General features: G+C 70.5%; 15 protein-coding genes. 4 read left to right on the top strand and 11 right to left on the bottom strand.

The genetic code is table 11. The annotated features are described in order from the left end of the window. Positions 1 to 30: 30 nt before the first annotated feature. From ACWEFB_RS25950 to ACWEFB_RS25935, 4 genes are all read right to left on the bottom strand, one after another. Positions 31 to 1,260 carry an MFS transporter gene (locus ACWEFB_RS25950; protein ID WP_452289423.1) on the bottom strand — a complete coding sequence of 410 codons (1,230 nt, stop codon included), beginning with the start codon at positions 1,258 to 1,260 and terminating at the stop codon, positions 31 to 33. A gap of 67 nt (positions 1,261 to 1,327) precedes the next feature. Beyond that, the gene (locus tag ACWEFB_RS25945; protein WP_326562564.1) at positions 1,328 to 2,083 is read right to left on the bottom strand and encodes an ABC transporter permease; all 756 of its coding nucleotides are present in this window, start codon (positions 2,081 to 2,083) and stop codon (positions 1,328 to 1,330) included. Between the two features lie 26 nt (positions 2,084 to 2,109). Continuing rightward, the gene (locus ACWEFB_RS25940) at positions 2,110 to 3,069 is read right to left on the bottom strand and encodes an ATP-binding cassette domain-containing protein (RefSeq protein WP_326562563.1); all 960 of its coding nucleotides are present in this window, start codon (positions 3,067 to 3,069) and stop codon (positions 2,110 to 2,112) included. A gap of 152 nt (positions 3,070 to 3,221) precedes the next feature. Continuing rightward, positions 3,222 to 3,899, bottom strand: coding sequence for a PadR family transcriptional regulator (locus ACWEFB_RS25935; RefSeq protein WP_326562562.1), 678 nt, complete (start codon positions 3,897 to 3,899; stop codon positions 3,222 to 3,224). A gap of 287 nt (positions 3,900 to 4,186) precedes the next feature. Here ACWEFB_RS25935 and ACWEFB_RS25930 point away from each other — a divergent pair, with 287 nt between their 5' ends. Beyond that, positions 4,187 to 5,953 (top strand): acetyl/propionyl/methylcrotonyl-CoA carboxylase subunit alpha, encoded by a 1,767-nt coding sequence (locus tag ACWEFB_RS25930; RefSeq protein WP_452289420.1) that lies wholly within the window; start codon positions 4,187 to 4,189, stop codon positions 5,951 to 5,953. A gap of 64 nt (positions 5,954 to 6,017) precedes the next feature. Next, the gene (locus tag ACWEFB_RS25925) at positions 6,018 to 7,457 is read left to right on the top strand and encodes a GuaB1 family IMP dehydrogenase-related protein (RefSeq protein ID WP_452289418.1); all 1,440 of its coding nucleotides are present in this window, start codon (positions 6,018 to 6,020) and stop codon (positions 7,455 to 7,457) included. 19 nt (positions 7,458 to 7,476) lie between these two features. Here the strand turns inward: ACWEFB_RS25925 and ACWEFB_RS25920 are convergent, their stop codons facing one another. The 6 genes from ACWEFB_RS25920 to ACWEFB_RS25895 all read right to left on the bottom strand — a co-directional run bounded on the left by ACWEFB_RS25920 (position 7,477) and on the right by ACWEFB_RS25895 (position 14,012). Beyond that, a complete protein-coding gene (locus ACWEFB_RS25920; protein WP_452289416.1) occupies positions 7,477 to 8,067 on the bottom strand; it encodes a TetR/AcrR family transcriptional regulator in 591 nt (196 codons plus the stop codon). A 155-nt stretch (positions 8,068 to 8,222) separates the two neighbouring features. Beyond that, on the bottom strand, positions 8,223 to 9,443 hold the full coding sequence (gene thrS, locus ACWEFB_RS25915; RefSeq protein ID WP_452289414.1) for a threonine--tRNA ligase: 1,221 nt from the start codon (positions 9,441 to 9,443) through the stop codon (positions 8,223 to 8,225). 250 nt (positions 9,444 to 9,693) lie between these two features. Next, positions 9,694 to 10,557, bottom strand: coding sequence for a transglutaminase family protein (locus ACWEFB_RS25910; protein WP_452289412.1), 864 nt, complete (start codon positions 10,555 to 10,557; stop codon positions 9,694 to 9,696). 40 nt (positions 10,558 to 10,597) lie between these two features. Continuing rightward, entirely contained in the window at positions 10,598 to 11,554 is a 957-nt protein-coding gene (locus tag ACWEFB_RS25905; protein ID WP_363602412.1) for an alpha-E domain-containing protein, read from the bottom strand. After that, complete coding sequence (locus ACWEFB_RS25900) at positions 11,548 to 13,188, bottom strand: circularly permuted type 2 ATP-grasp protein (protein ID WP_452289409.1); 1,641 nt, start codon at positions 13,186 to 13,188, stop codon at positions 11,548 to 11,550. Before ACWEFB_RS25900 ends, ACWEFB_RS25905 begins: the two co-directional genes overlap by 7 nt. Before the next feature lie 107 nt (positions 13,189 to 13,295). After that, positions 13,296 to 14,012 (bottom strand): hypothetical protein, encoded by a 717-nt coding sequence (locus ACWEFB_RS25895; RefSeq protein ID WP_452289407.1) that lies wholly within the window; start codon positions 14,010 to 14,012, stop codon positions 13,296 to 13,298. Positions 14,013 to 14,739: 727 nt separating this feature from the next. Here ACWEFB_RS25895 and ACWEFB_RS25890 point away from each other — a divergent pair. Both ACWEFB_RS25890 and ACWEFB_RS25885 read left to right on the top strand, forming a co-directional pair. Continuing rightward, complete coding sequence (locus tag ACWEFB_RS25890) at positions 14,740 to 15,015, top strand: hypothetical protein (RefSeq protein ID WP_326562553.1); 276 nt, start codon at positions 14,740 to 14,742, stop codon at positions 15,013 to 15,015. A 311-nt stretch (positions 15,016 to 15,326) separates the two neighbouring features. Beyond that, positions 15,327 to 16,076 (top strand): DedA family protein, encoded by a 750-nt coding sequence (locus tag ACWEFB_RS25885; protein ID WP_452289405.1) that lies wholly within the window; start codon positions 15,327 to 15,329, stop codon positions 16,074 to 16,076. Here ACWEFB_RS25885 and ACWEFB_RS25880 read toward each other — a convergent pair. Beyond that, complete coding sequence (locus tag ACWEFB_RS25880; protein ID WP_452289403.1) at positions 16,033 to 17,436, bottom strand: NAD(P)H-quinone dehydrogenase; 1,404 nt, start codon at positions 17,434 to 17,436, stop codon at positions 16,033 to 16,035. The genes ACWEFB_RS25885 and ACWEFB_RS25880 overlap by 44 nt on opposite strands. Positions 17,437 to 17,517: the final 81 nt, after the last annotated feature.

Below are 17,517 nucleotides of genomic sequence, written 5' to 3'. Positions count from 1 at the left end.
ACGGCGACGACAGGTCCCGTCCGTAGACCCTCAGGTCCCGGCTTCGACAGCCGGGGCGGTGGGGCCGTCGATCCGGGCGTCGAGGGGCGGGGTGGGGGCCGGGGGTAGGCGCAGCGCGCGGGCCAGGCGCAGTGCGAGCAGCGCGGCGATCACGATGAACAGGGGCAGCAGCAGGAAGGCCGGGTGCGGGCCGACCGAGTCGGCGACCCGACCCAGTACGACCGGAGCGACCCCGAACCCGATCGCCACCGAGTACGACGAGTAGGCCGCCGCCCGGTCCCGCTGTCCCGGGGCGGCGGCCAGCGCCATCGAGATGCCCAACGGGTAGTGCATCGCGTTGCCCAGCCCGACCACGACCAGGCCGGTGACCGCCAGCCAGCCGATCGGCGCGGCCCAGAAGATGCCGAACCCGACCATCGAGACGGCCAGGGCGGCGAGCAGGAACGGCACCGGGGCGACCCGCAGCGCGATCCGGCCACCGGCCAGCCTGCCCAGGCACATGCCGGCGACGATCGCGGCGAGTGCCGCCGAGGCGGCTCCGGCCGACATCCCGGCGTGGCCGCGCAGCACGTCGGCGGCCCAGAGGGAGAGGCAGACCTCGATCGAGCCGGTGACGCCGAGCAGCAGCCAGGCGATCCAGTAGGTGCGGGGCAGCCGGCCGGGTCGGGTGCCGGCAGCCGCGGTAGCGGGGATGCCTCGCGGTAGGCGTACCCGGAAGACGAACGCGGTCGCGGCGACCAGCGCGATCAGCCCGACCTCGATGGCGATCGCGGGTCGCCAGCCGTGCCCGGCGCCGACGGTGAGTCCGATGACGATCGGGGCGATGATGCCCATGCCGGCGCAGACGGCGTTGGCCTCGCTGATCGCGGCCGGGGAGTTGGGTCCGTGGTGGTCGGCGAGGATGGTGTTGACGCCGTTGACCAGCATGAATCCGAAGGTGGCGGCGATGGTCGCGGCGGCGAGGGTGGCCGGCAGGGTGTGGAACAGGCAGAGCGCGACAACCGCGACGACGATCCCGGCGAGCCCGAGCCAGTTTGTCCGCCCCCGACCGATCTTCGCCGACAGCGAGGGGAAGACGAAGCCGCCGAGCAGGGCTCCGACGGCGAGTGCGGTGCTGTGCAGTCCGGCGACGGCCGCGGTGGTGCCCTGTTCGTCGCGGAGCAGCGGGACGACCGGCCCGAAGCCGTAGAGGAAGAACCCCCAGACGCCGAGTTGGGCGTAGGTCAGCCAGGTGATCCGGTCATGGAGGAGGCGGGGCACGCCCCTTACGCTACAAGCGTTCGGAGCGTGCCCCTTTGACCAGGTGAAACACCTTCGGAAAAACGGATTAACGTACGCTGCGCGCGAACTCCCGGGCTGCCCAGGCGACCGCCGCGGCGGTCAGTACGGCCACGATGCTCAGGCCCTGCCACACCCGGTCGTCGCCGAGGTCACCGGCGAAGAGTGCCCGGGTCCCCTCGACCGCCCAGGAGAACGGGTTCCAGTCGGCGACGCCCTGGAGCCAGCCGGGGGCGAAGGTGAGCGGGAGCAGGATGCCGGAGAGCAGCAGCACCGGCTGGGCGATGGTGTTCATCAGTGGTGCGAGGGCGTCCTCGCTCTTGACCAGCAGCGCGATCCCGTACGAGACGGCCGAGGTCATCAGCGCGATCAGGGCGAGCATCAGATACGCCAGCAGCAGGTCACCGATGAAGACGGTGAGTCCGAACAGGAGCGCCAGCAGGGTGATGATGATCGCCTGGACGATCAGCGACACGACGTCGCGCAGTGATCGGCCGAGCAGCAGGGCGAGCCGGCTGATCGGGGTGACCCGGGACCGCTCGATCACCCCGGCGCGCAGTTCGGCGATCAGGCCGAAGCCCTGGAACAGCCCGCCGAAGATGGCCAGCAGCACCAGCAGGCCGGGTACGAAGATGCGGTACGCGTCCGCCTGGGTCGGTGCGTTCAGTGCGGGCTTGAGCAGCGGCGCGAAGAGGAGCAGGTACATCACCGGTTGGAAGACGCCGACGAAGACCCAGATGGGTTGACGGAGGAGGAGCAGCATCTGCCGCTCGAAGATCAGCCAGGTGTCCCGGGCGAATTTCATCACAGTCTCCTGTAGCGGGGGCGGGCTCAGGACTCGCGCAGCGAGCGGCCGGTCTTGGTGAGGAACACGTCGTCGAGGCTGGGCCGGTGCAGTTCGATCGCGCGCAGCGGGACGCCGCTGGTGTCGAGTGCGCGCAGGATCTGCGGGATGGCCGTGGCGCCGTCGTCGACGTAGAGGCGCAGCCCGCCCTCGTCGAGGGTTTCCAGCTTGAGTACGAAGGGCTGGGTGTCGAGGGCCTCGGCGGCCTTCGGGGTGGCGGCCGCGTCGATGCCGACCTGCACCATCTCGCCGGAGATCTCCCGCTTGAGTTCGGCCGGCGTGCCCTCGGCGACGATCTCGCCGTGGTCCATGATCGCGATCCGGTCGCAGAGCGCGTCGGCCTCGTCGAGGTAGTGGGTGGTGATGAAGACGGTCATGCCGTCGGCGCGCAGCCGCCGGATCTCGTCCCACATGTGGGCCCGGCTCTGCGGGTCGAGGCCGGTGGTGGGCTCGTCCAGGAAGACGATCTTCGGCTCGTGGATGATGCCGAGCGCGATGTCGACGCGCCGGCGCTGTCCGCCGGAGTAGGTCTTGCACTTGCGGTCGGCGTACTCGGTGAGTTCGAAGGCGGCCAGGGCGTCGACCGCGCGCCGTTGGGCCTCGGCCTTGCCGATGCCGTACATCCTGGCCTGTAGGACGAGTTCCTCACGGGCGGTGGACTCGTCCCAGGTGCTGCCGCCCTGGGCGACGTAGCCGATCCGGCGGCGCACCTCGGCGGGGTCGGCGCGCAGGTCGGCGCCGGCGATCACGGCCTCTCCCCCGTCCGGCTCGATCAGGGTGGCGAGCATGCGCAGGGTGGTGGTCTTGCCCGCGCCGTTCGGGCCGAGGAAGCCGTAGATCTCCCCCTCGCGCACCAGGAGGTCGACGCCGCGCACCGCCTCCACTGTCTTGGTTTGTCGGCCCTGGCGGGAGCGGAACGATTTCCGCAGTCCCTTGGTCTCGATCATTTTCAGCTCCTGGTTGGTCGGGCCGGCAGACCGCCGACCACCGTCCCCCGGGGACCAACGCCGCTGGCGCGCACCCCAACACTCAGCCCGAGGCTAACGCGATATAACTTATCTAGTCAAGGTTGATTATTACTCGAATTATGTCTTGAGTACTACTCGTCGCCGGGTGTCTCACGGTCCGTACCGTCGGGTGCGGCACGCTCCCCGCCCCGGGACTCGGCCAGTGCCTGCGTCTGCGCCCGCATCGCGCCCCAACCCTCGGCATCGGCCAGCTGATCAGGCAGGTACGACACTCCGGAGTCGATCCGCTCCGCGATCCGTTCGCACCAGCCGCTCTCGGCCTCCGCGCGGGCCATCCACAGCTCGAACATCCAGCCCACGTGCACCGGCTTGGACTTGCGTACCCAGTCGGAATCGAGGGAGGCGCGCATGGACTCGTGCGCCGCGCGCAGGAGCTGCGCCCGGTTGCGCAGCGCCGCCGCCGCCTCCTCCCGAGGCAGGGCCGGCAGGAACGAGAAGGCCGCCGCGAACGGGTCGGGCGGGGTCTGCAACCGCCACCACATGTCCCGCAGCAGCGTCTCGAACTCGTCCTCCCCCTTCTCCGTCACCTCGTACGTGGTCCGGGCGGGACGGGCACCGACCTGCTCGGTCGCCACCTCGCGCAACAGTCCCTCCTCGGTCAGCTTGCGTAACGCGTGGTAGATCGAACCTGGCTGTACGTTGGCCCAGTCGTCGGCGCTCCAGCTCAGCAGCTCGCGGCGCACGTCGTAACCGTGCACCGGCTGCATCCAGCGGACCAGACCGAGAATCATCATGCGGGTACTCGACACAGCACAAGCGTAATAAACAAATTTGACTAAGCTCCGGTAGCCACCGCCCCGACCGGCGGGGCCGACCGGCCAGTGCCACAGGACACACGCCGGCCCGGTGAAGTTGATCAAAAGCGCCGATAAACTCCCCGCAGTACCCACCATCAGGGGTGGATGCGGGAACAACGAACCAGGGGCAACGAGGAAACGCCGGGCCGTACGCGGGCGGCGGGTCGATCGCATCGAGGAACGCGGTGACCGGCACCCGCCGGACGAGCGGGGCCGCCCACGGCCAGGAGAGGACGAGCGTGCGCAAGGTACTCATCGCCAACCGGGGCGAGATCGCCGTCCGGGTCGTCCGCGCCTGCCGGGACGCCGGGCTGGGCAGCGTGGCGGTCTACGCCGACTCGGACCGGGACGCCTTGCACGCCACCCTCGCCGACGAGGCGTACGCCCTCGACGGCGACACCGCCACCGAGACGTACCTGCGGATCGACAAGCTGCTGGACGTGGCCGCGCGCTCCGGCGCGGACGCCGTACATCCGGGTTACGGGTTCCTCTCCGAGAACGCGGACTTCGCGACCGCCGTGATCGACGCCGGTCTGACCTGGATCGGGCCGACCCCGCAGGCGATCCGCGACCTCGGTGACAAGGTCACCGCCCGGCACATCGCGCAGCGGGCCGGCGCTCCCCTGGTGCCCGGCACCCCGGACCCGGTCGAGGGCCCGGACGAGGTGATCGCGTTCGCCACCGAGTACGGCCTGCCGGTGGCGATCAAGGCGGCGTTCGGTGGCGGCGGTCGCGGGCTCAAGGTGGCCCGGACCCTGGAGGAGATCCCGGCGCTGTTCGAGTCGGCCACCCGGGAGGCGGTCGCCGCCTTCGGACGCGGCGAGTGTTTCGTCGAGCGTTACCTCGACCGCCCCCGGCACGTGGAGGCGCAGATCCTCGCCGACCAGCACGGCAACGTGGTGGTGGTCGGCACCCGCGACTGTTCGTTGCAGCGCCGGCACCAGAAGCTGGTCGAGGAGGCGCCCGCGCCGTTCCTGACCGACGCCCAGCGCGCCGAGATCCACGCCAGCGCCAAGGCGATCTGCCGGGAGGCCGGCTACCACGGCGCCGGCACGGTCGAATACCTCGTCGGCGTGGACGGCACCATCTCGTTCCTGGAGGTCAACACCCGGCTCCAGGTGGAGCACCCGGTCACCGAGGAGACCGCCGGCATCGACCTGGTCCGCGAGCAGTTCCGGATCGCGGACGGCGAGAAGCTGCGGCTGGCCCACGACCCGACGCCGCGCGGGCACGCGATCGAGTTCCGGATCAACGGCGAGGACCCCGGCCGGGGCTTCCTCCCCGCACCCGGCACGGTCACCGCACTCCGGCTCCCCTCCGGCCCCGGCGTACGGGTCGACACCGGCATCTCGGCCGGCGACGTCATCGGCGGGAACTTCGACTCGCTGCTGGCCAAGGTGATCATCACCGGGGAGACCCGGCCCGAGGCGCTGGAGCGGGCCCGGCGGGCACTGGACGAGATGACCCTCGACGGGATGGCCACCGCGCTGCCGTTCCACCGGCTGGTGGTCCGCGACCCGGCCTTCACCGCCGAGCCGTTCGCCGTACACACGCGGTGGATCGAGACCGAGTTCGACAACACCGTACCGGCGTTCACCGCCGCCGCCCCGACCGCCGAGGCGGCCGGACCGCGCGAGACCGTCGTCGTCGAGGTCGGCGGCAAGCGGCTCGAGGTCAGCCTCCCCGCCGGCTTCGGCACCGGTACGGGCACCAGCCCGGCCCCCGGCCCGGTCGCCCGCCGTGGCGCCGCCCGCGGTTCGGCCGCCCGTGGCGGCGCAAGCGCGGGTGCCGGTGGCGACGCGCTGACCTCGCCGATGCAGGGCACCATCGTGAAGATCGCGGTCGCCGACGGTGACACCGTCGCCGAGGGCGACCTGGTGGTGGTCCTGGAGGCGATGAAGATGGAACAGCCCCTGCACGCCCACAAGGCCGGTGTGATCGCTGACCTCGGCGCCGAGCCCGGTGCCGTCATCACCGCCGGCGCCACCATCTGCACCATCCGCTGACCCCGGCCGGGGCGGGTCCCGCTGACCAGGAATAACGGGTCCCGCCCGGGGGCATGATGATCGGGTGCGGTTTCTCTCCGGCGCGGCCTCCGCGCACGACCTGACGTACAACGACGTGTTCATGGCCCCGGTCCGGTCGGACCTGGCGTCCCGGCTCGACGTCGACCTGGGCACCTCCGACGGCACCGGCACCACGATCCCGATCGTGGTCGCCAACATGACCGCGGTGGCGGGTCGGCGGATGGCCGAGACGGTCGCCCGGCGCGGTGCGATCGCCGTACTGCCGCAGGACATCCCGGTCGAGGTGGTGACCGAGGTCGTCGGCTGGGTGAAGCAACGCCACCTGGTGCACGACACCGCGATCACGCTCGGCCCGACCGACACCGTCGGGGACGCGATCCACCTGCTGCCGAAGCGCTCGCACGGTGGGCTCGTGGTGGTCGACGAGGAGAACCGCCCGCTCGGGGTGGTCACCGAGGCCGACACCGAGGGCGTGGACCGGTTCACCCAGGTACGTCACGTGATGTCGACCGAACTGCACACGGTGCCGGCGGAGGCCGATCCGCGTACGGGGTTCGACCGGCTGTCCCAGGGACGGCGACGACTCGCCCCGGTGGTCGACGTCGAGGGGCGGCTGGTCGGGGTCCTGACCCGGCAGGCAGCGCTGCGGGCCACCCTGTACCGTCCGGCGCTGGACGGCAAGGGCCGGCTCCGGGTGGCGGCGGCGATCGGGATCAACGGTGACGTGGCCGGCAAGGCGGCGGCGCTGCTCGAAGCGGGCGTCGACACGCTGGTCGTGGACACCGCGCACGGGCACCAGGAACGGATGATCTCGGCCCTGCGGGCGGTACAGGCGCTCGACCCGGCGGTTCCCCTGGTCGCCGGCAACGTGGTCACCGCCGACGGCGTACGCGACCTGGTCGACGCCGGTGCGGACATCGTCAAGGTCGGCGTCGGTCCGGGCGCGATGTGCACCACCCGGATGATGACCGGGGTGGGCCGGCCGCAGTTCTCCGCCGTACTCGACTGCGCCGGTGCCGCCGCCGAACTGGGCCGGCACGTCTGGGCCGACGGCGGCGTACGGCACCCGCGCGACGTAGCCCTGGCACTCGCCGCCGGCGCCTCGAACGTGATGATCGGTTCCTGGTTCGCCGGCACCTACGAATCCCCCGGTGACCTGTACTCGGATCCGGACGGCCGGCGTTACAAGGAGAGCTTCGGCATGGCGTCGGCACGTGCGGTGAGCGCCCGTACGGCCGAGGACAGCCCGTTCGACCGGGCCCGGAAGGCGGTCTTCGAGGAGGGCATCTCCACCGCCCGGATGTTCCTCGACCCGTCCCGCCCCGGTGTCGAGGACCTGATCGACGAGATCATCGCCGGGGTACGCAGCGCCTGCACGTACACCGGCGCCAGGAACCTGGCCGAGTTCTCGGCGAACGCGCTGATCGGGGTGCAGAGCGCCGCCGGCTACACCGAGGGGATGGCCCTTCCGGCGGGTTGGTGACGAGGTCCGCCGCGCGGTGTCAACCGACGCGGAACAGGCCCTGGATCACGGCTCGGCTGACGGTCGTCGGGTCGTCGCCGACCTCGGGCGGGAGTGCCCCGCTGAGCCAGAGCGTGGCGAAGCCGTGCACCATCGACCAGGCGGCCAGCCCGGCGAGCCGGGGATCGCGTTCGTCGCCCGGTGACTCGTCCAGCGTCGCCACTCCGGCCTGCAGCTCGTCGGTGGACCGCTGCTTGGCGGCGACCAGTAATGGATCGTCCGGGCGGTAGAGCTCGGGACGGAACATGACCTCGAAGTGCGCCCGGTGCTCGACGGCGAACCGGACGTAACCGACACCGATCTCGAGCAGGCTGCCGGTCTCGTTGCGTACCCTGCCGAGGTTGTCGGCGAGCAGGTGGAAGCCCTGGGTGGCCAGCACGGTCAGCAGGCCGGCCTTGTCGCCGAAGTGGTGGGTGGGCGCCGCATGCGAGACCCCCGCCCGCCGAGCCAGGGCCCGCAGACTCAGCGCCGTCGGCCCCGACTCCTCGATCGCCGCGACCGCCGCCTCCAGCAACACCCGCTGCAGGTCACCATGGTGATAAGGCCGCCCCGCCACTGTTTCCCCACTCACCCCCCAACCCTATCTAGTTACCGACAAGATCCCCCCACCCCCCACCCGGGTCGCCCGGCGATCTTGCACTTGTGGTCGTTCACAAACCACGACGAGTGCCGCGATTCGGGCGCCACAACTGCAAGATCGCCAGCGGGGAGGGGCGGCGGGGAGGGCTAGGTGGGGAGGAGGTGGGGGGAGTGGGTGGAGACGGCGGTGGTGATGAGGGTGAGGGCTTCGGGCGCCGGGATGGGGTCGAGGGCTTGGCCGTCGCGGAGGCGCAACGAGACCAGTCCCTCCGCTGCCTCGCGGGGGCCGATCACGGCGGCGTACGGGACCCGGCGGCGAGCCGAGGCGCGTACGCGGGCGCCCAGCGACCCGTCGGGGGCGAGTTCCGCCCGCAGGCCCGCCTGCACGGCGGTACGGGTGAGGGCCGCCGCGACGTCGTACTGCTCCGGACCGATCGGGAGCACCTCCAGTTGCACCGGGGCGTACCAGGCGGGAAACGCCCCCTCGTGCACCTCGATCAGGTACGCGAACAGCCGCTCCATGCTGCCGATCAGGCTCCGGTGCACGATCACCGGTCGACGGGGCCGACCGTTGGAGTCCATGTAGGACAGGTCGAACTTCTCCGCCTTGTCGAAGTCGAGCTGGATGGTGGAGAGGGTCGACTCCCGCCCGGCCGGATCCTGGATCTGGATGTCGATCTTCGGCCCGTAGAACGCCGCCTCCCCGGCCGCCTCGACGTACGGTTGCCCGGCCGCGTCGAGCGCCTCCCGGAGCAGGTTCTCCGCCCGCTCCCACACGTCGTCGTCGCCGACGTACTTCTCGCCGGGTCCGCGCAGCGACAGCCGGAACCCGGCCGGGCGTACGCCGAGCGCGGCGTGCGCGGTCCGGATCAGTCCGAGTATCTCGGCGACCTCGTCCCCGACCTGCTCCAGGGCGCAGAAGTTGTGCGCGTCGTTGAGCCAGATCGCGCGTACCCGGCTCAGGCCGCCGAGCACCCCGGACCGCTCCGGTCGGTACATCCCGCCCAGCTCACCGACGCGCAGCGGCAACTCGCGGTACGACCGGCCGCGGGCGGCGAAGACCAGGCAGTGGTGCGGGCAGAGCGCCGGCCGGAGGACGAACTCGTCGTCGTCGGAGAGGCGCATCGGCGGGAACATGTCGTCGGCGAAGTAGCCGAGGTGTCCCGATCGTTCGAACAGCTCCCGTTTGCCCATCGGGGGCGAGTAGACGTGCTGGTAGCCGGCTCGCCGCTCCAGCTCGCGGACGTACTCCTCGACTGCGTGCCGGGCGGCGGCGCCGGCCGGTAGCCAGATCGGCAGGCCCGCGCCGGAGAGGGGGTCGGCGTGGAACAGCTCCAGTTCGCGGCCCAACCTGCGGTGGTCGACCATGTCCATGCTCCTGACTCGGGTACGACCCTGAGCCCGGCCACCCGTGTCAATCGAGTGGACCGGTCGGAGCGGACCGGTCCGGAGTACGAAGCAGCCCCGGAGCGGTTCGCCCCGGGGCCGTTGGTTGACGGTGAGAAATTCGCGTCAGCGCGGCACGCCGGGGTGTCCCGGCGTCGTCGTCACTGCCACGAAATGCTGCATGCCGGGGAGGTTACGCCGCCCTCGGCACCCACCGCACCCATATTTGCCCTCACCGCAGCCGGGTGATGGTGACCTCCACGCCCTGGCCGGTGTTCTTCGGACCGGAGTAGACGCCCTTGAGCGGCGGTACGTCGCCGTACTCCCGGCCCCGGCCGACCACGACGTGCCGCTCGCCGATCGGGATGCCGTTGGTGGGGTCGAAGCCGGTCCACCGGCCGACCCACCACTCCACCCAGGCGTGGCTCTGCCCCACGACGCTCTCCCCGATGCTCGCCGACGGCGACGGGTGCAGGTAGCCGGAGACGTAGCGGGACGGGATGCCGGCCGACCGCAGCAGTCCCACCAGCAGGTGGCTGATGTCCTGGCAGACGCCCTTGCGCTGGCGCCAGGCCTGCACCGCGTCGGTCTGTACGCCGGTCGCCCCGGCCGTGTACGTCACCTCGTCGCGGATCTGTTCGCAGAGTGCCAGCGCGGTGGCGTGCGGGGTGGGGTGACCGGCGCGGGCGATCTCGGCCAGCGCGGTCAGTTCCTCGTCCAGGGCGGTACGCGGGGTCGGCAGCAGCAGTTCGTGCCACCGGTCGACGTGTTCGGGCCGGGCCAGGTCGGCCCAGCTCGCCCCGCCGGTGGGCGGGAGCAGGTCACCGGCGGGCAGGGTCTCCACCGTCGACGCGGCGGTGACCCGCAGCGCCTCGTGCGGGCTGTGTACGTCGAACGCGGTGACCGAGGTGCCCCAGTAGTCCTCGTACCGGTAGGTCCTGGCGGACGGCCACACCTCCACCCGGGCGTCGAGCACCGCCTGGCGGGTCTCGTTGCGGGGCGACATCCGAGCCTCGTTGTACGAGGACGCGACCTTGCCGGCGTAACTGAACCCGGTCCGGTGGATGATCTTCAATCGCCAACTGTTGACGCTCACGCCGTTGCCTCCGGGCCGTTGCCACCCACACACGAGCCCGTCATGCCACTGCCTCCGGGACCCACAGGACCGCCGAGGTCTGGCGGAAGTAGCGGCGCGAGACCGCCTCGTTCACCTGTGAACAGGTGCGTTCGAGGCTGGCCAGCACGCTCGGGAAGTCGGCCAGGAGTTCCTCCGCGCCCCGGAATTCGAGGTTGGTCCTGGCCCGACCCACGATCCGCTGCGCCTCGGTGGCGACACCGACCCGACCCGGCTGGCCGCCGGGCCCACCGGTCGGTTCGAGGTCGGTCAGGCACGCCTCGGCGGCCGACAGGGCGGCAAAGACCGAGCGTGGGAAGAGGCGGTCGAGCAGGAGGAACTCGGCGGCGTACCGGTCGTCGAGCGAGCCACGGTAGGTGCGCAGGAACGTCTCCCAGGCGCCGCACGAACGCAGCAGGGTCAGCCAGGACGGGATGCTGCCGCCGGCGCGCACGTGGGTGGAGAGCAGCCGGGCGGTCATGTCGACCCGTTCCACGCTGCGCCCGAGGACCATGAACAGCCAGCCCTCGTCCCGGCTCATGGTGGCGTCGGCGAGCCCGGCGAGCAGGGCGCAGCGTTCGCGTACCCAGCGGAAGAAGGCGTGTACGCCCTGCTGCTCGACCCGGCGACGGGCGTCGGGCAGGCCGTGCCAGGTGGCGTTGAGCCCCTCCCACATGTCGGCGGAGATGGTCTCCCTGGCCCCGCGCGCGTTCTCCCGGGCAGCGGCGAGGGCACCCACCACCGAGCTGTGGCTGCTCTCGTCCAGCCCGAGCAGGCCGACCACCCGGGCGGCGGAGACCGGCTGCTCCGGTGGGGGTACGCCCATCACGGCGAGCAGTGAACGGCAGGCGGTCTCCTCGTCGGCCCACGGGTCGGCGAGCATCCGGTGCAGGTGTACGTCGAGGATGCGGGCGGTGTCCTCGGCCCGCTCGACGTACCGGCCGATCCAGTAGAGCGACTCCGCGATCCGGCTCAGCATGCCGGTGCCCCGTCGATCCGGGCGGACTGTTGCTGCTGTTGCTGCTGGACGGCGACCGGACCGGAGTCCGGGCCGGGGTCGGGGCTGCGCGGTGCCGGCAGGCTGGTGCCGGTGGGCGTACCCGCGCCGGCGGGTTCGTCGGGGGCGAGGTAGACCGGCGGCGGTGTTTCGACCGGGCCGCCGACCGTGATCGCGGCGACCGGCGCCTCGGCGAGCACCCAGGTGTCCTTCGACCCCCCGCCCTGGCTGGAGTTGACCACCAGCGCGCCCTCCGGCAGCGCCACCCGGGTCAGCCCGCCGGGCAGGACGGTGACCCGTTCGCCGTCGTTGACCGCGAACGGTCGCAGGTCCACGTGCCGGGCCCGCAGCCGGTTGCCGACCAGGGTCGGCACCATGGACAGGGCGACCTCGCGCTGGGCGATCCAGCCACGCGGGTCGTGCCGTACCTTCTCGGCGAGCAGGGCCAGTTCCTCGTCGCTCGCCTGGGAGCCGATCACGATGCCGGCGCCCCCGGAGCCGTCGACCGGCTTGAGCACCAACTCGTCGAGCCGGTCCAGGACGTGGTCGAGCACGTCCGGTTCCTCCAGCCGGTAGGTCTCCACGTTGGGCAGGATCGGCTCCTCGTCCAGGTAGTAGCGGATCAGCTCGGGCACGTACGTGTAGAGCAGCTTGTCGTCGGCTACGCCGTTGCCGACCGCGTTGGCGATGGTGACCCGACCGGCCCGCGCGGCGTTGAGCAGCCCGGCCACGCCGATCACCGAGTCGGCCCGGAAGTGCACCGGGTCGAGGAAGTCGTCGTCGATCCGCCGGTAGATGACGTCGACGCGTTGTTCACCCGCGGTGGTCCGCATGGCTACCTCGTTACCCACACAGACCAGGTCCCGACCCTCGACCAGCTCGACGCCCATCTCGCGGGCGAGCAGGGCGTGCTCGAAGTAGGCGGAGTTGTGCACGCCGGGGGTGAGGACCACCACCGTGGGCTCGCTGACACCGACCGGGGCCGCGGCGCGCAGGGCCCGCAACAACTGCCCGGGGTACGACTCGACCGGCTGGATCCGGGTGGCGGCGAAAACCTCGGGCAGTACGTGAGCCATCGCCCGCCGGTTCTCCATCACGTAACTGACCCCGGACGGAACCCGTACGTTGTCCTCCAGCACCCGGAACGTGCCCTGCTCGTCGCGGACCAGGTCGACCCCGGCGACGTGGATGCGTACGCCGTTGTGTGGGTTGACCCCGGCGACCTCGCGGTGGAAATGCGCGCTGGTCACCACGATCCGGCGCGGCACCACCCCGTCGGCGAGCACCTGGCCGGCACCGTAGATGTCTGCGAGGAACGCCTCCAGGGTGCGGACCCGCTGCGCCACCCCGGCCTCGACCACCCGCCACTGGTCGGCGGCGATGATCCTCGGCACGATGTCGAGCGGGAACGGCCGCTCGATGCCCTTGAGCGCGAACGTGATGCCCTGGTCGAGGAACGCCCTGGCCAGCACCTCGGCCCGGATGCCCAGCTCGACGCTGGACAGCGGTTGCAGGGTGGCGTGCAACGCCTCGTACGTTTCCCGCGGCATGCCCGGCTCGCCGAACATCTCGTCCCATCCAGGGCCGAGGCGGTAGTCCTCGAACAAGTCCGCCATGTCCTGACGCTACGCCGATCTCGTTGCGCCCACGTAACGACGGAACTCGACAGTTCGCCCTTACCTGCCGGGGAAGCAGGTCAGCGCCACGATGCGGGCGGAGATCCCTACCGCGACCGCCGAGGCTTCAGCTTGTTGAGCTTTGCCCTTACTGCGGATACATGTCCAGGTTCGGTGACCTCGTAGCCGAGGCGTTCGAGCGTCTCGATCGCGGTATCCGGGTGCGAGCGAACCACTGCCGCCACCTGCTTACGGCGGAAGACCTCGCGCTCCTCGTTCAACACCTTCTGCCAGCCGCCCTTCGGCTCGACCAGGCCCTCGACGATCAGACACTCCAGCAGATCCTCGAGCGCCGGTCGAAACCGCCGGCCACCGACCGGTAGATGGAGCTTGCGGAGTCTGTCTCGCAGGCCCAACTCACGCAGAAGCTGTTCCAGCGACTCATGGCGGGCATCGACCTGCACATGAGCCTCGGTGTAGATCTCCTTGTCTCGCTCGTAGTCGTAGTGCAGAAGCGTGTGTTCATGCTCCGGGCCCAGGTAGATACCGCAGTAGGAGGTCCGGACGGTGAGGTAGCCCTCTTCGTTCAGAAACAACCTGCAGCTCAGATCGAGCCAGATCCTTGAGAAACGGGCACGGGAACGCATGCGCACGGGTTCGCTAAGAAGCTCTTGACGATTGAGGAGGGTACCCACGACCACTTCCTCGTTCGCATGCAGCACCGCCACGACCTTTGCATTGTCGCAGACGGTGCGGTTGAGCAACTCCGACAGCGTCTCGGCGAACTTGCGCGCCTGCGTCCCTAGGTCAGGGGCGCCGGCCACCGATTGCCATCCACAGCTTCCTTGCCTCGTTCGAGGAGAAGTCCCGGCTCTCAGCCTCAGCGGCCAGTTGGTCGTAGGTCAGACCGAGGCGACGCAGACCCCGTTCGGTGGCCTCATGCCACTCGGAGTTCGTCAGCGGAACCACTTCGACGTCGGGACTTTCTATAACGGCGGGATTAGTCATGATCTGGCGCCTTCCAGGTTGGCGAGGGGTGGTACCTGGTTGGTCGCCTCCATCGTAGGAAGGGTCACTCCCGAATCCAATAGCCACGAGGCTGACGATATGCGGGGAACTACAAGACCATCGCCGAATGCGACGAATTCACTTCCTCGCACAACGTGAAGAAGAATCGATGATTATTCACGTTCGTCAACATCGACCGAGGTCGCCAGCCCGCAACCAAGACGTTCGAACTCTCCCAACAGGAGTTGAAGCAAGGGACGCGCGGTGGCACGAAGTCCAACCTTCTGTCGGCATCACGACCTTGCCTGAGCTGCCCCTCCCATCGACAAACACCGCAACCTTGACCCAATAGGTATCGATCAATCAGGTTCCCGACATATGCGCACCTACCCCACCTCAAATTGGTTGAGCAGGATATCCACCCTGATCAGCTGGGCCGGACCACCGCAATGCAGTGGCATCCGGAGTAGTCGGACTCCACAGCCCGCTGCTTCGCGATCAATGGCAGCCCCACCGAACCCCGCAGACCCCTGGAGGCACCCCATGACCCCCACCACCACCCAGACCCGGCACCCCTGGCGGGCCACCGCCCGGACCATCCTCGCCGCCCTCGTCGGGGCCCTGTCCCTGGTTCCCACCGTGGCGGCGACCGCCGGGCTGGACACCGTACCGGCGGTTGCCCAGCTCATCGTCGTGGCCGGCGTGATCACCCGGATCCTGGCCGTTCCGGGCGTGGACCAGTGGCTGCGTCGGTTCCTGCCCTGGCTGGCCTCGGCACCGGGCAACGACGCCCAACCGGTGACCCAGCCGGTGACCTGACCGGTCCGACCGGCGCCCGAAGCACAGTGGTGGGCCGCCGGCGCGGGACCCGCCGGCGGCCCGATGGCTAGCCGTAACCGTCAGGAACGGGGGGACCTGAGGTGGCGGGTCGCGCCCTACCCACGGTACGCCGACAGCCCGGTTTGCCGGGGTCCCGCGAACCGCACCCAGGCGCAACACGAACGCCACGGGCGCGACACCGGCAATATCACACCCCGTTCCGCGGCCGATGGCCGTAGCGTGGCCGGTATCACCACTGGTCGGGCCTGTGTGCAGCGGCGGAGAGCGCCGGTTCAGGCTCGACGGAGACCATGGCGGCCGATCGCGTCGAGGTGACCCGAGTGCTCGAACTTCTCACCAACGTCGCGTCCCCCACGTCGGCGTACCTGGCGCTGTTCGGCCTCCTCGTCGTGGACGCCTTCGTGCCGGTGGTACCGACCCAGGTAGTGATGATCACCGGCGGTGCCCTGACCATCTACGGCAACCTGAACCTGGCGCTCACCATCGGCGTCGGCACGCTCGGTGTGTTCTGCGGCGACACCGCCTGTTACCTGCTCGGCCGGACCGGGGCGGGACGGCTGCTCAGCGGCTGGCGCAGCGCACGGAGCCGGGCCGGGAACGCCGACGAGCAGGGCGAGCGGGCGAACAGCTCCCGGTCCCGGCAGGCCGCCGGACGCTTCACCCGCGCACTGCGGCAACCCGGACCACTGGTCATCCTGCTCTGCCGCTTCGTACCCGGCGGACGCATGATCGCCTGCTTCAACGCCGGTCGGGTCCGTTACCCGTACAAGCGCTTCCTCGTCTACGACGCGCTGGCCGCGCTCGGCTGGGCCGCGTACGGCGCCCTGGTCGGCCACCTCGGCGGCGCCGCGCTCACCGACTCGGTGTGGCGGCTGGCGACGGTGGCCCTGGTGGCCGCGGCCGGCTTCGCCGCCGCCGGCTGGGCGCTGACCCTGACCACCGGGCGGACCCCGACGGAGCTGCCAACGCCGGAGCCGGCGCTGGCAGCCTCCGGGATCACTCCGAGCCGTGCAGCATCAGCTGACGCGCCGCCTCGGTGACCGAGCCGGACAGCGACGGGTAGATCGTGATCGTGTGGGCCAACTGGTCCACGGTCAGGTTGTTCTCCACCGCGAGCGTGATCGGCAGGATCAGCTCGCTGGCCTTCGGTGAGACCACCACACCGCCGATCACCTGCCCGCTGGCCGGCCGGCAGAACAGCTTCACGAAGCCGTCGGAGAGGTCGGCCATCTTGGCGCGCGCGTTGCCGGCCAGCGGCAGCATCACCTGCCGGGCCGGGGTACGCCCGGAGTCCACCTCGTCCTGCGACACCCCGACGGTGGCCAACTCCGGATCGGTGAAGACGTTCGCCGCGACCGTACGCAGCCGCAGCGGCTGGACGGCCTCGCCGAGCGCGTGCCACATCGCGATCCGGCCCTGCATCGCGGCGACGCTCGCCAGCGGCAGGACCCCGGTGCAGTCCCCGGCGGCGTAGATGCCCGGAACGTTCGTCCGGGACACCCGGTCGGTGGTGACGTACCCGCCCGGGGAGACCGCTACGCCGTACTCGGGCAGGCCGAGGGTGGCGGTGTCGGGGATCGAGCCGACCGCCATCAGGGCGTGCGAGCCGGTGATCGTACGACCGTCGGAGAGTTCCACCTCGACCCCGTCGGCGGTACGCCGTACGCCGTTGGCGCGGGAGTTGTTCAGGATGGTCATGCCCCGGGCCCGGAACACCTGCTCGATCGCGGCGGCGGCGTCGGCGTCCTCGTGCGGCATCACCCGGTCCCGGCTGGAGACGAGGGTCACCCGGACCCCCATCGCCAGGTAGGCGCTGGCGAACTCGGCCCCGGTCACCCCGGACCCGATCACGATGAGGTCCTCGGGGAGTTCGTCCAGGTCGTACACCTGCCGCCAGGTGAGGATCCGTTCCCCGTCCGGTACGGCGGTCGGCAGCACCCGGGGCGTGGCCCCGGTGGCGATCAGTACGGTAGAGGCGTCAACCGGGTACTCGGAGTCACCACCGGTCGGGGTGACGAGCACCCGGTGGGTGTGACCGAGCGTGTCCTCACCGAGCCGGGCCCGACCGGCGATGAAGGTGACGCCCGCTTTGATGAGTTTGGCGTGGATGTCTGCCGACTGGGCCAGCGCGAGGCGCTTGACCCGCCCGTACACGGCCTCGGCGTCGACCGTGACCGCCTCCAGACCGTCCGAGTGCACCCCGAACTCCTCCGTGTCCCGGTACCCGGTGACCACGTCCGAGCTGGCGATGAAGGTCTTGGACGGGACGCAGTCGGAGAGCACGCAGGCCCCGCCGGCCCCCTCGGCCTCGATGACGGTGACGTCCGCGTCCAACTGGGCCGCTACCAGCGCGGCCTCGTAACCGGCCGGCCCCCCGCCGATGATCACGATACGGCTCACAGAACTTGCCCTTCGTTGACGCTCACAGTGACTTTCTTCTCCCCAACCCGTCCGACACGCACGGTCGTATTCTCCACCACC

The sequence above is a fragment of the Micromonospora sp. NPDC004704 genome (genome assembly GCF_053601675.1).
The sequence above is the reverse complement of the archived record's forward strand: the minus strand, read 5'-3'. Positions and strand labels throughout refer to the sequence as shown.

Bases quoted from the DNA above. Each gene is read 5' to 3' on its own strand.
- ACWEFB_RS25945 (WP_326562564.1), bottom strand. From the start codon at position 2,083: ATGAAATTCGCCCGGGACACCTGGCTGATCTTCGAGCGGCAGATGCTG.
- ACWEFB_RS25940 (WP_326562563.1), bottom strand. From the start codon at position 3,069: ATGATCGAGACCAAGGGACTGCGGAAATCGTTCCGCTCCCGCCAGGGC.
- thrS (WP_452289414.1), bottom strand. From the start codon at position 9,443: ATGGTCGACCACCGCAGGTTGGGCCGCGAACTGGAGCTGTTCCACGCC.
- ACWEFB_RS25905 (WP_363602412.1), bottom strand. From the start codon at position 11,554: ATGCTGAGCCGGATCGCGGAGTCGCTCTACTGGATCGGCCGGTACGTC.
- ACWEFB_RS25900 (WP_452289409.1), bottom strand. From the start codon at position 13,188: ATGGCGGACTTGTTCGAGGACTACCGCCTCGGCCCTGGATGGGACGAG.
- ACWEFB_RS25890 (WP_326562553.1), top strand. From the start codon at position 14,740: ATGACCCCCACCACCACCCAGACCCGGCACCCCTGGCGGGCCACCGCC.
- ACWEFB_RS25885 (WP_452289405.1), top strand. From the start codon at position 15,327: ATGGCGGCCGATCGCGTCGAGGTGACCCGAGTGCTCGAACTTCTCACC.